At 69.3% G+C, this 12,673-nt stretch carries 13 protein-coding genes and 1 pseudogene; 5 read left to right on the forward strand and 9 right to left on the reverse strand.

Annotation, left to right across the window (positions count from 1 at the left end; genetic code table 11):
• The 5 genes and pseudogenes from BQ9890_RS15965 to BQ9890_RS11625 form a co-directional block, all read left to right on the forward strand.
• A pseudogene (locus BQ9890_RS15965) lies at positions 1 to 741 on the forward strand (discoidin domain-containing protein); the annotation flags it as partial.
• Positions 742 to 773: 32 nt separating this feature from the next.
• Complete coding sequence (trxB, locus tag BQ9890_RS11610; RefSeq protein WP_078062414.1) at positions 774 to 1,712, forward strand: thioredoxin-disulfide reductase; 939 nt, start codon at positions 774 to 776, stop codon at positions 1,710 to 1,712.
• Positions 1,709 to 2,074, forward strand: a complete 366-nt coding sequence (locus tag BQ9890_RS11615) for a thioredoxin family protein (protein WP_230297920.1) — start codon at positions 1,709 to 1,711, stop codon at positions 2,072 to 2,074. The genes trxB and BQ9890_RS11615 overlap by 4 nt, the downstream gene beginning before the upstream one ends.
• Before the next feature lie 207 nt (positions 2,075 to 2,281).
• Positions 2,282 to 3,628, forward strand: coding sequence for an aminotransferase-like domain-containing protein (locus tag BQ9890_RS11620; RefSeq protein WP_075893134.1), 1,347 nt, complete (start codon positions 2,282 to 2,284; stop codon positions 3,626 to 3,628).
• Between the two features lie 61 nt (positions 3,629 to 3,689).
• The gene (locus BQ9890_RS11625) at positions 3,690 to 4,676 is read left to right on the forward strand and encodes a D-alanine--D-alanine ligase family protein (protein ID WP_075891681.1); all 987 of its coding nucleotides are present in this window, start codon (positions 3,690 to 3,692) and stop codon (positions 4,674 to 4,676) included.
• Between the two features lie 13 nt (positions 4,677 to 4,689).
• Here BQ9890_RS11625 and BQ9890_RS11630 read toward each other — a convergent pair whose 3' ends face one another.
• From BQ9890_RS11630 to rpmH, 9 genes are all read right to left on the reverse strand, one after another.
• Entirely contained in the window at positions 4,690 to 5,346 is a 657-nt protein-coding gene (locus BQ9890_RS11630; protein WP_075891683.1) for an HAD family hydrolase, read from the reverse strand.
• A 265-nt stretch (positions 5,347 to 5,611) separates the two neighbouring features.
• Entirely contained in the window at positions 5,612 to 6,637 is a 1,026-nt protein-coding gene (locus tag BQ9890_RS14930; RefSeq protein ID WP_407638903.1) for a ParB/RepB/Spo0J family partition protein, read from the reverse strand.
• Positions 6,638 to 7,748: 1,111 nt separating this feature from the next.
• Positions 7,749 to 8,570, reverse strand: coding sequence for a ParA family protein (locus BQ9890_RS11640; RefSeq protein WP_143226450.1), 822 nt, complete (start codon positions 8,568 to 8,570; stop codon positions 7,749 to 7,751).
• A gap of 176 nt (positions 8,571 to 8,746) precedes the next feature.
• Positions 8,747 to 9,391 (reverse strand): 16S rRNA (guanine(527)-N(7))-methyltransferase RsmG, encoded by a 645-nt coding sequence (rsmG, locus tag BQ9890_RS11645; protein ID WP_075893138.1) that lies wholly within the window; start codon positions 9,389 to 9,391, stop codon positions 8,747 to 8,749.
• Between the two features lie 122 nt (positions 9,392 to 9,513).
• On the reverse strand, positions 9,514 to 10,107 hold the full coding sequence (locus BQ9890_RS11650) for a Jag family protein (protein ID WP_078062416.1): 594 nt from the start codon (positions 10,105 to 10,107) through the stop codon (positions 9,514 to 9,516).
• A gap of 84 nt (positions 10,108 to 10,191) precedes the next feature.
• Positions 10,192 to 11,556, reverse strand: coding sequence for a membrane protein insertase YidC (gene yidC, locus BQ9890_RS11655; protein WP_075891687.1), 1,365 nt, complete (start codon positions 11,554 to 11,556; stop codon positions 10,192 to 10,194).
• A gap of 11 nt (positions 11,557 to 11,567) precedes the next feature.
• Positions 11,568 to 12,026 (reverse strand): membrane protein insertion efficiency factor YidD, encoded by a 459-nt coding sequence (gene yidD / locus BQ9890_RS11660; protein WP_075891689.1) that lies wholly within the window; start codon positions 12,024 to 12,026, stop codon positions 11,568 to 11,570.
• Positions 12,023 to 12,382, reverse strand: a complete 360-nt coding sequence (gene rnpA / locus BQ9890_RS11665; RefSeq protein ID WP_075891691.1) for a ribonuclease P protein component — start codon at positions 12,380 to 12,382, stop codon at positions 12,023 to 12,025. Before rnpA ends, yidD begins: the two co-directional genes overlap by 4 nt.
• An 11-nt stretch (positions 12,383 to 12,393) precedes the next feature.
• Entirely contained in the window at positions 12,394 to 12,531 is a 138-nt protein-coding gene (gene rpmH / locus BQ9890_RS11670; protein WP_043534720.1) for a 50S ribosomal protein L34, read from the reverse strand.
• Positions 12,532 to 12,673: the final 142 nt, after the last annotated feature.

Genomic DNA, 12,673 nt, shown 5'->3' on the forward strand with positions numbered 1-12,673 from the left:
GCCGGCGGGGACGGACCCGCCGGCCCGCCCTCGTCCACCTCGGGTGGCGGTGCTTCCGGGACCGCTCCGCGGGGGACCGGGGGTCGGCGCCGGGGGCTGGACCCGACCATCCCGGCACTGGTCTTCGCCGGCGCCCTGGTCATCGCCGGAGGCGTGTGGGGGGTCAACACGGCGCTCTCGCCCGTCGGCGTCTTCGACCTGCCCACCATTCCCACCCAGTCGGGTGAGCAGAGTGGACAGCAGAGCGGGGAGCAATCGGGTTCCGCCTCCGAGGAGCCCGGGGAACCGCAGGAACCGGACGTGGTGACGCCCGAGATAGCCACCCCCACCATCTTCTCCTGGCGCGACGACGGGGGCGACAATCCCGACTCCGTCATGAACATGTTCGACGGGGACCCCAACACCGAGTGGCACTCGCGTTCGTACTCCCTCAACCAGTTCTCGCCCACGGGCACCGTGACGATCCTGCTCACGCTCAAGGAGGAGGCACCTGTCTCCGAGATCACCCTCACCATGGCCCCGGAGACCTCCGGCGGTGAGGTCGTGGTCCAGGACGTCTCGGACAACCCCGCCGACCCGCGTACGGGAACAGAACTGGCCACCTCGGCGTTGAGTCCACAGACAACCATCACCCTGCCCGAGCCCACCGAGGTCACCGCCCTGTCGCTGTCGTTCCGCACGATGCCGACCGGCCCCAACGGTGAGAACTGGGCCTGGATCTACGAGCTCGCCGTCAGGTGAGCCCGACAACGACAGAGGAGAACCCTTCTTCCATGAGCGACACCACCGTGCACGACGTCGTCATCGTCGGATCCGGTCCAGCCGGGTACACGGCCGCCATCTACTGTGCACGCGCCGGACTGTCACCCGTGGTCCTCGCCGGCTCGGTGACCGCCGGGGGCGCCCTGATGACGACCACCGAGGTCGAGAACTTCCCCGGGTTCCCCGAGGGGATCATGGGACCCGACCTCATGGAGCACATGCGTGAACAGGCCGAGCGCTTCGGTGCGCAGGTCCGCTTCGAGGACGCCACCGAGGTGGACCTGACCGGGGAGGTCAAGCGGGTCCTCGTCGAGGACGAGGAGATCCTGGCGCGCGCCGTCATCCTGGCCACAGGTTCGGAGTACCGCCACATGGGGCTCGAGAATGAGGACCGTCTCTCGGGACGGGGTGTCAGCTACTGCGCGACCTGCGACGGGTTCTTCTTCCGCGACAAGGACCTGGCAGTCATCGGCGGCGGCGACTCCGCGATGGAGGAGGCCACGTTCCTCACCCGTTTCGCCCACAAGGTCACCGTGGTGCACCGCCGTGACGCCCTGCGCGCCTCCAAGGCCATGGCCGACCGAGCCCTGGCCGATCCGAAGATCGAGTTCGCCTGGAACGAGCAGGTGGCCGACGTCCTGGGCACGGAGAAGGTCGAGGGCATCGAGCTGCGTTCCACCACGGACGGCTCCCTGACCACACTGCCGGTCGACGGCGTCTTCGTCGCCATCGGTCACCTCCCGCGCACCGACATCGTGCGCGGTCAGGTGGAACTGGACGCCGCCGGGTACATCCGGGTCGCCGAGCCCTCCACGCACACGAACCTCGAGGGTGTCTTCGCCTGCGGCGACGCGGTGGACCACATCTACCGCCAGGCGATCACCGCCGCCGGATCCGGGTGCCGCGCCGCCCTGGATGCCGAGCGATGGCTGGCCGTCCAGGGGCGGTGAGCCGCCACCGTCCGGGGACCGACCCCGGGGTGCCCGTCACCTCCGGCGTCGAGGCCGTGGGACCGGCGGACTTCCCCGAGCGGGTCCTGATGTCGCCCCTGCCCGTCCTCGTCGACTTCTGGGCACCCTGGTGCGCACCGTGCCGACAGATGGAGCCGGTCGTGGCCGAACTGGCCCGCGAGCTCTCCGGACGTGTCCAGGTCGTCTCCGTGGACGTCGAGGCACACCCCGGTGAGGCCCGCAGTGCCGGAGTCACGTCGCTCCCCACCTTCGTCGCCTACACCGCCGGCAGGGAGAGTGCCCGGCTGGTGGGTGCGCGCCCCAAGGCGGAGCTCCGGGACCTCCTGGCGCCCCACTTCTGAGGGGTCCGCACAGCCCATCGCCCCCGTCGAGCGAACCCCGCCACCTTCGCCGCACGCGCACCCCGCCACCGGCATGCCACCGTCCACGCACATGTCGGCAACCGGGCGCGCCGGACGCGGTGGCGCGTCGCAGGACATCCGTGTGCGGTGGCACACTTGGGGGACGCGGTCCGTCCGGGCCGCTCCACAGCGACGGAGGAAGGTCCCGTGAGCGACACGACACGCCCCTCGGGCGGCACGCAGGGCAACAGGCTCGATCCATGGTTCGGCTCCTACGCCGAGCGAGCCCACAACCTGCGAGCTTCCGAGATCCGGGCGCTGTTCTCCGTCGTCTCGCGCCCCGAGGTCGTCTCCCTGGCCGGTGGCATGCCCAATCTCAAGGACCTGCCCATCAGGGAGCTCGCCGAGTCGGCCAAGCAACTGATCCTGCGCGACGGCACGGTGGCCATGCAGTACGGGTCGGGCCAGGGGTGGGAGGTGCTGCGCGAACGCATCACCGAGGTCATGTCCTACGACGGGATCGCCGGTGCCGATCCCGACGACGTGGTGGTCACCACCGGCTCCCAGCAGGCGCTGGACCTCATGACCGAGCTGTTCGTGGATCCCGGTGACGTCGTGCTCGCTGAGTCGCCCTCGTACGTCGGCGCCCTGGGGGTCTTCCGCGCCCGACAGGCGGACGTCGTCCACGTGGACATGGACCACGACGGACTCATTCCCGAAGCGCTCGAGGCCACCATCCGCCAGCTGCGCGCGCAGGGTCGCCACATCAAGCTGCTCTACACGATCCCGAACTTCCAGAACCCCGCCGGAGTGACGCTCTCCGAGGAGCGCCGTCCCGTCATCGCCGAGATCTGCATGCGCGAGGGGATCCTCATCCTCGAGGACAATCCCTACGGGCTCCTCGGGTTCCACTCCGATCCCCTGCCGGCGCTGAAGTCCTACTCCCCCGAGGGCGTCGTCTACCTGGGGTCCTTCTCGAAGATGTTCGCCCCCGGCTTCCGCATCGGGTGGGCCTACGCGCCCCATGCGATCCGCGACAAGCTGGTGCTCGCCTCGGAGTCCGCGATCCTCTCCCCGTCCATGGTCGGACAGATGGCGATCGGCGGGTACCTGGCGGAGTACGACTGGTACGGGCAGGTCAAGGACTTCCGCGCCATGTACCAGGAGCGCTGCGAGGCGATGCTGGGGGCGTTGGCCGAGTACATGCCCGACTGTTCCTGGACCACCCCGGCCGGAGGCTTCTACACCTGGGTCACCCTTCCGGAAGGGCTCGACGCGAAGTCCATGTTGCCGCGCGCGGTCCGCGGGCAGGTCGCCTACGTCTCCGGCACCGCCTTCTACTACGACGGTCGGGGCGCGGACCACATGCGCCTCTCCTTCTGCTACCCCTCTCCGGAGGAGATCCGCGAGGGCGTGCGCCGCCTCGCCCAGGTGGTGAACGCCGAACGGGAGCTGGTGGAGATGTTCGGGACGGGAGCCACCCCTCCCGAGCCCCGGGCAGCATCCCCCCGACGTCCCCCCGAAGACCCAGGTCCCGGCTCGGATGCCGTCTGACCTGCGCAGATACCGATCCGTTCCCGTTGCCGACACCGCACACCACCTTCAGGAGCACGTCATGACCACCTCCCTGCGAGTCCTCGTCATCGCCGGCGGCCTCACCCACGAGCGAGACGTCTCGGTGCGCTCGGGACGACGGGTCGCCAATCTCCTCCAGCACCTGGGGCACGTCGTGCGTGTCTCCGACCTTGACTCCGACCTGCTGCCCCTGGTTGAGGAGTTCGCACCCGACGTCATCTGGCCCCTCGTCCACGGCTCGGTCGGCGAGGACGGGTCCCTCCAGGCCCTCCTGGAGAGCCTGGGCGTCCCCTTCGTGGGATCCAACTCCGTGCAGGCCATGCTCGCCTCGAACAAGCCCACCGCCAAGGGCCTGGTGGCTGCTGCGGGCCTGGAGACCCCGGGCTGGGTGTCCCTGCCCCAGTCCCTGTTCCGGCAGCTCGGGGCCTCCGAGGTCCTGGGTGTCCTCGACCACGACATGGTCTTCCCCGTGGTGGTCAAGCCCACCGACGGAGGATCGGCCCTGGGCATCTCACGTGCCGACGGCTCCGAGGACCTGCGCTCCGCGATGGTCGACGCCTTCGCGTTCGGGGAGCGCGTGATGATCGAGCAGTACGTCGAGGGCCACGACATCGCGGTCTCGGTGCTCGACCTGGAGGACGGGCCCGTCGCCCTGCCCCCCGTCGAGATCGTCACCGATGACGGTCGCTACAACTACGAGGCCCGCTACACCACCGACAGCACCCAGTACTTCGTGCCCGCACGACTCGACGAGGACCTCGTCGCCGCGGTCCGTGACGCCGCCCTCGAGGTCCACCGGGTCCTGGGACTGCGCCACCTGTCGCGCATCGACTTCATCGTCGGCGAGGACGTCATCTGGTTCATCGACGCCAACGTCGCCCCCGGCATGACGGACACGTCCCTGTTCCCCCAGGCAGCCGAGGCCTTCGGGTCCTTCTCGGATGTGTGCGCGCGCATCGTGGAGTACGTCGCCGCAGGAGGTGGCGCGGTCCCGCTCGACGAGGACGAGGGCGCCCGGGTGATCTGAACCCGAGGGAGGGTCAGGAGGCGAGCGCGCCCGTGCGACTGGCCAGCAGCTCGGCGAGCTGCGCGCGTGCGGCGGCCACGGTGGTCCACCGCAGGGTGGACATCCCCATGAGCTGGGCGGCCCGCAGGTTCGGCGAGCGGTCGTCGATGAAGAGGATCTCACCGGCGGGTACACCGATGTCCTCCACGGCCTGCCGGTAGATGGCCCTCTCGGGCTTGGTCTCCCGGAGTGGACCCGAGAAGGTGAAGCTGTCGAACAGGCCCACCGCCCAGGGGCGGTGCTCGATCGCCCGCGCGATCGCCACCGGAGCATTCGAGAGGATCCCCAGTCGGAGTCCACACCCGTGCAGTTCGCGGGCGATGGTGAGGGCCCCGGGATCCGGCTCCTCGGACCGTGCCACGTCCTCGTCGACCAGGGCGTGCAGGGTCTCGTCGCTGATCTCCCCGAGTCCGCAGTCGCCGGCCACCCTGTCCCAGAACTCGCGGTCTGAGCATCCGGCGTCATACGCATCCCGGTGGAACCAGGTGGAGTGGTCCACCAGTGAGACCGATTCCGCCAAGGTGTCGAGCCCGAGGAGCTGTGCGACGCGCGCGGGGTCGGGACGATTCGTCACGAGGACACCACCGACGTCGAACAGGACCGCCGTGGTCCGTGGAACCGTGTCTGTCATGTCTGCCCCCAGCGCATCAGGATGACCCCATTCTCCCTGCCCGGGAGGTCTCCTGGAACGACCTGTGAGCATTCACACCAGCGCTCGGCAACCCTGTGGTGGTCCCTGACCGGGCCCCACCGGACCCCATCGGGTCCGGGTGACCCCGTTGTCCTCCTCGACACTCACAACCTGAACCAGTGGTCAGGGTGCGGGAGCGTCCCGGGATCCCGCGTGGAGCCCCGTGCGTGCCTCCACCGTGGACTCGCAAGTGTATATGTGCAGGTCAGAGCTCGTTTGAGTTCCCGGGAACGATCAGTTCCGCCAGGCGTTCCAGGTCGTCGGGTCCGGCGAACTCGATGACGATCCGTCCCTTCGTCCTCCCCTCGGTGATCGTGACGCGGGTGTCGTAGGCGTCACTGAGCCGGGAGACGAGGCTCTCCCCCAGGGGAGACAGTGCCGCCGCCCGTCGACGGGGGGCGTTCGCAGGGCGCCTCGTCTGTCCCAGCCTCACCAGCTCCTCCGTCGTGCGGACCGAGAGCCCCTCCGAGACGATCCGGTCCGCCAGGGCATCCATCTCCTCCGGGGTCGCCAATGACAGGAGAGCGCGGGCGTGCCCCGCGGAGATCACACCTGCCGCGACCTTCCGCTGCACGGTAGGCGGGAGACGCAGCAGACGCAGCGTGTTCGCGATCTGCGGTCGGGAGCGCGCGATCCGCTTCGCCAGCTCCTCCTGCGTGGCTCCGAAGTCCGCCATCAACTGTTGGTACGCGGAAGCCTCTTCCAGCGGATTGAGCTGGGCGCGGTGCAGGTTCTCCAACAGCGCATCCCGGAGCAGATCAGCGTCGTCGGTGTGTCGGACGATCGCCGGGACACTCGGCAGGCCCGCGATCTCCGAGGCCCTGAGCCTCCGCTCACCCATGATGAGTTCGTAGCGCGCATCCGGGCGCTCCTCCAACAGCTCCAGCAGCCCTGCGTCGGGAGTCCCGGAGGTGTCGATCAGCCGGACGACCACCGGTTGGAGCACACCGACCTCACGGATCGATGCCGCGAGCTCGTCCAGGTCGTCCTCGTCGAAGACCTCACGTGGCTGCCGGTGGTTGGGGATGATCCACGCCGTGGGGATGTCAGCGAAGGTCGCGCCCGGCACCGAGACCAGGTCCGGCTCCGTCCCGCTGTCGATGCCCGTCTGAGCATCCCGGCCGAGTACGTCAAGGTTTCCGGCGGGCCCCGGTGCGGATGTTTCACGTGAAACATCGGCCGCCCGCGTCAGCAGGTCGTCGAACAACTCGGGTCCGCGCGCCCCGGGCAACCCCGTCCTCGGCGACGCGGAACGCTCCTCAGTGGGGCCGACACTCCCGGCGCCGGTGCGCGTGGCGGCGGCGGACTCCGGAGCCTTCCGCCCCTTCCCACCTGTGCGCGGGGTGGCAGGTGACTGCTCCCCTGTCGCCGACCCGGAGGGGGTCCCGCTGTTCCCGACGCCGACCCCGTCAGGGAGGGACTTCGCAGAAGTCCTCCCACGGGGCGCCGTCTGCCGGGCATGTACGCTCCCGCGGTTCTTGGACTTGCCCTGTGTGCCGGGGACGAGGAGATCTCGTGCCGACCCTCCTCGCGCGTGCACCTCACGATCGTCCGAACGGCCGGGGAACAGGACGTCCAGGGGACGGGCTCCTTGGATCGCCTCTTCGTTCTGTCCCGAGGGGATCAGCGCAGCCAGGCCACGACCCAGACCCGTCCTGCGTCCGTGCTTGGTGGGTGCGACGGATTCCTGCTCGTGCGACCCGGTAGCTGTGGGGTGCGCGGACCCGGCGACCACCTCATCAGGGTCGCCCTGTACTCCCACGGCTTCACCGTTCGCGGGTTTCCCACTCCCAGTGCCGTCGGGGGTCACTCGTCGTGCAGCCACTCCATCACCTCTCGTGTCGTGTCGACCTCGGGACCAACGGTGGATGTTTCACGTGAAACATCCACACTCCGAAGCCGCTTCATTGTCGCACCTCCCGGCGTCCGACCCTGGTTCCCCACGCCCGCAGGCACCGGCACGCGTGCACCCACGTGCGTGGGGCCGGGCGCTGCCACGGGAACAGGTGGGCAGACGTTCACCCCCTCGTCAGAGGGGCGAAGTCCCGGGCGGGAGCACGGACACCGGCACGTGCTGGGAGACGGACGCTCGGACAGTGACGCAGACGGTCCGCCCTGCCACGGAGATCCGGAGGCCACCGTCCCGAGCACCCCACCCACCACGCCGACAAGGGCCACGGATGCGCAGAGCACGGGAAACACCGGTCGGGAGCAGACGGAGACCGGGGCCGTGAATGTTTCACGTGAAACACTCTCGGCCCGGCACGATCTGGGCCGGTTCCAGGTCATGCACTCCGGGTCATGCCCGCCGGGCCGACAATGCGACCCCCACGAACAGGAGTTCAGGCACTCCCGGCTGCCAGGCGTTGGCTGAGCTCGAGTGCGGCCTTCCGGTAGGCGAGGGCTCCCGAGCTGCGCGGATCGTAGGTGATCACGCTCTGGCCGTAGCTCGGTGCCTCCGACACCCTCACCGAACGAGGGATGACGGTCCCCAGCGTGAGGTCGGGGAAATGGGCTCGGACCTCCTCCTCGACCTCCTGGCTCAGGTTCGTGCGCCGATCCGCCATGGTCAGCAGGATCGTCGAGACCCGCAGGTGAGGGTTCAGGTCGCGGCTGATCCGCTGGATCGTCGACCACAACTGCGTGAGTCCCTCGAGCGCGTAGTACTCCGTCTGGATCGGGATCAGCACCTGGTCCGTGGCCACCAGGGCATTGAGGGTCACCAGGCCCAGGGAGGGCGGACAGTCGACGAGCACGATGTCAACCTCCCGGTGCAGCGAAAGGAACTCGGACAGGGCGTCCGCCAGGAGGAACTCCCGGCGGGGGAGGTCCACCATCTCGATCTCCGCACCCGAGAGGTCGATCGTGGCCGGAGCGACCACCAGTCCCTCCACGTCGGGGCACGGGCGCAACACCTCTGCCAGTGCCATCCCGCCAATCATCACGTCGTAGGTGGAGGGGGTCCCGACGTCATGCGCCACGCCCAGAGCACTCGACGCGTTCCCCTGGGCGTCCGCATCGATGACGACCACGTTCAGACCACCCATCGCCAGTGCGACCGCGATGTTCACCGTCGACGTCGTCTTGCCGACGCCGCCCTTCTGGTTGGCGACCGTCATGACGACAGGGCGACCCGGGCGCGGGAACACTGCATCCTCGAGCATCCGGCGGTCCGCCAGGTTCTGCTCGATCTGGGCGGACAGCGGGGTGTCCGCGACGTTCCGGTCGGTCACAGGTCCACCTCTCTCGCCACCCGCCCAGTCTACGTGGCTGGTTCCCGCTGCCCGTCCGGCACACGCAGGGGCAGGCGCTGCCACGGGCACACCTGCCCCGGGGTGCCTCACACCCTCCGGCACACGACCACGTAGGTCGAGTCGTCCTCCATGATGCTCGGGACCTCGTGCACCTTCGCGGACAGGTGGTGGCGCTTGAGCTCAGCTGCTGCCTCCTCGACCTCCAGGGGAGCACGCCTGCCCTTGAGCGCCACCAGGGAACCACCGGGCGCGATGAGCTTGGATGTCAACCGAATCAACTTCGACATGTTGGCAACGGCGCGTGCCGTGACGACATCCGACTTCCCCTTGCCGCGCAGCTCCTCGGCCCTCGCCTGGTGGATGGTGACATTGTCCAGACCCAGGGCGGAGACCACGTCCGCCAACCACTCACACCTGCGCTGCATGGGCTCCGCCAGGTGCACGTCCAGGTCCGGACGTGCGATCGCGATGACGATCCCGGGGAAGCCCGAACCGGACCCCACGTCGAGCACCTGACCCCGACGCGGGAGGAAGTCCAGCACAGCGGCGGAGTTGACGATGTGTCGGGACCAGAGGCGGGGAAGCTCCCGGGGTCCGATGAGGCCACGCAGCTCGCCCTCGTCCTCGAGCATCCGCGCGAACTCCTCGACCGCGGGGAAGGCGAGTCCGAAGAGGTCCACCACCTCCGGGGTCGGTTCTTCCGGGACCTCCGCCCCCGTGCCCGGCCCCACCGGATCCTCCTGCTGGGCAGTGCGTTCCCGCTCAGGTGGGATCCGCCCGGCCGGCGGCTCCCCGCTGCCGGACGTCACCGACGCCACGTCCCCGACTCCGTCGCCCACCTCACCGGCCCCGCTCACTCCTGCGGGTCCCCGGCGCCGGAGTCCTCGCCCTCGTCGACCACGACGGTGACCTCCTCGACCACCTCGGCACCCGCCCCGCCCTCGTCAGCCGACTTTTCAGCGGGAAGGATGACGACCCGACGGTTCGGCTCGGCCCCCTCCGACTCCGAGACCAGGCCGGCAGCGGAGACCACGTCGTGGCAGACCTTGCGTTCGAAGGGGTTCATGGGATCCAGCCGCTGGGGCTCACCGGTGGCCCGCAGGCGGGCGATGGCCTCCTCGGTGATGGCCTGGAGCTGGGCCTTGCGGTCCGCCCGGAAGCCCGCGATGTCGAGCATGAGCCGGGAGCGTTCCCCGGTCTCGGTCTGCACCGCCAGGCGGGTCAGCTCCTGGAGGGCGTCCAGGACCTGACCCTCGTCGCCCACGAGACGGTCCAGGGAGGTGCGGTCCTCGGAGACGACCTCGACGGATGCGCGACCGTTCTCGACGTCGATCTCGATGTCGCCGTCCAGGTCGGCGATGTCGAGGAGCTCCTCGAGGTAGTCGGCAGCGATCTCGCCCTCCTCCTCGAGCTGGGCGATGCGGTCCTTCTGCGTGCTCTCACTCATGATGTGTCCTTCGGCCGGATGTGGGGAATGGGGTACTGCTACCGCCGGGGTGCGCGGCCGCCTTCGGCCGCGCGTCCGGCGCGGTCACTCCTGGGAGGAGTTCGGCTTCTTCCTGCCCTGGTTGCGGCGGGCCTGGCGGCGTTCCTGACGACGTCGCTCGATCTCCTCCGGGGTCAGGTTCGAGGCCGGCTTCGCCCCGTGCTTGCGTGCCTCGCGACGCTCCGCCTGACGGGCCTCCTCCTGCTCACGCAGTGCCTGCTGGCGACGCTGCTCGCGGCTGAGCTTGCGCGGCTGCTCGCGGGTCGCCTGGTGGGAGCGCTGGATCTGGGACTTCTCGGTGGCCCGCTTGACGCCGCGCATCCACATCTCGTCGGGGAGGACCGTCCACTCCTGGTTCGCCAAGTTCCGGTACACGGTGACCCTCTCGCCCGGGCCCATGGCCTCGGGGAAGTCGCTGGCCACCTTCTGGCCCTTGGCCTTGCCCTGCACCTCGGCCAGGGTGCGCACGTTGAGTTCCTCGAGGGCCTCGGGGGAGTCAGCGACCAGGGCGCGTTCCCGGTCGTAGTCCATGAAGAAGGGCTTGGCCCACTCGCGGTAGGCGCGCTGGCGCTTGGCGACCAGTTCCTTGTAGGCGGGGGCACCGGGGGTCGGCATGACCTTGACCGTCCAGACCGACTGCCCCCAGGACCAGGCGGTCGTGGTGACCATGTAGACCAGCAGGCCCATCTGGAAGGCGAGGCCGGTGAAGATGAACATCGCCGGCATCAGGTACATCATCATCTTCTGCGAGCGGACCATCGGGTTGTTGGGATCCGTCTGCGGGGGCATGTTCTTCGTCATCGACAGCCGGATGGAGAGGAACTGCATGACGACCATGAGGATGATCATGATGACGAACGCGAACAGGCCGAGGCCGCCGTCGCCGTCGCGGATCGTGTGGGACAGCGGGACACCAAGCACGGTGGACCCGTCGATCTCGGTGGCCACGGCCTTGGTGATCGGACCCAGCGACTCGTAGGGCGTGCCACCGATCGTGTAGGTGCCCTCCATGAGCGGCTTGATCGCGAAGATCGCCCGGTAGAGGGCGAAGAGGATCGGCATCTGCACCAGCAGCGGCAGACAGGAGGCGAAGGGGCTGGTCCCGTGCTTCTTGTAGAGGGCCTGGGTCTCCTCCGCCATCTTCTGACGTGAGACCGTGTCCGTCTTGCCCTTGTACTTCGCCTGGATCTTCTGCAGTTCGGGCTGGACGGCCTGCATGCCGCGGGTGGACTTGATCTGCTTGAGGAACAGCGGCAGGATCAACAGCCGCACGATCAGTGTCAGGACCACGATCGAGAGCACCCAGCCGATACCGGATCCCGACCCGACGACCAGGCTCAGGACGTCATGGATCTTCACCCACAGCCACGCGATGGCGACGGCGAAAGGGTGGAGGACTTTCTCCCACATGGGGTGCTCCTTCAGGTGGTCGGGACGCCCTGGGCGTCCACGGGTCGTCCGGCCGGGGCCGGGAGGTGTGTGTGGACGAGGGCGGCGCCGCCCTCGTCAGGGGTGGGGGACGGGAACGCGTCCCCGGACCCGGGCGGCACGTCCACCCCACCCAGTCCCATGGGGAGCGGGACCTCGATGTCGGCGTTGCCCGCCCAGTCCGCGGGTGGCACCCAGGCGTCCGCGCGCCAGCGGCCGCGCGGGGGGACGTGGTCGACCCCACCCAGGGACCACGGATTGCACCGCAGCAGGCGCCACGTGGCGAGCAGGGTCCCCTTGACGGCGCCGTGGACCTGCAGGGCCTCGACGGCGTAGGCGGAGCAGGTGGGGGCGTAGCGGCAGCGCTGTGGGGTCAGCGGCGAGATGAGGCGTTGGTAGAGGCGGACCGGCCCGATGAGGACTCGGGCGAGGGGGCCCGGACGCGCGGTCATCGCGGGACCTTCCCGGAGCGCGCCCAGGCGCGGGAGAGCGCATTGTCCAGGGCCGATCCCAGGTGTTCCGAGTCCTGGCCCAGTGCCTGTGCGTGGACGCGCACGACCACTCGCGCGCCTGCGGGCAGGGCGTCGACGCGCGCGCGCATGAGGTGACGCAGCTGGCGCTTCACCCGATTGCGTCCTGTGGCACGTGGGATCTCCTTCTTGGGCACGACGAAACCGACGAGGCGCTCCGGGGAGTCCTCGTCGGTTCGGCAGTGCACGACGACCATGGCATTCCCCGCACGGGACCCGCGGCGGATCGTGCTCCGGAAGTCCTCGGGATCCACCATGCGGTGCGCGCGCGGCAACACCTGCGCCGCTCTCAGGCAGAGAGCTTGGCGCGGCCCTTGCGGCGGCGGTTGGCCAGGATCGAGCGTCCTGCGCGGGTGCTCATGCGCAGACGGAAGCCGTGCACCTTGGAACGGCGACGGGTGTTGGGCTGGAAGGTCCGCTTGGTCACGACAGTCTCCTCGGGGAACGGGGGAGTGTCCCCCGATCATCGGTCGGTGTGCCCACTCCCACCGAGACGTCCTCGCAGGGGGTGGCCGGGCGTGCCCACAGGACGGGCACATACGGGTGTCCAGCCTAGGAGGCGGGCCGCA

Origin of the sequence: Actinomyces provencensis, assembly GCF_900155435.1 — a bacterium.
GTDB classification, from domain to species: Bacteria; Actinomycetota; Actinomycetes; order Actinomycetales; family Actinomycetaceae; genus Pauljensenia; species Pauljensenia provencensis.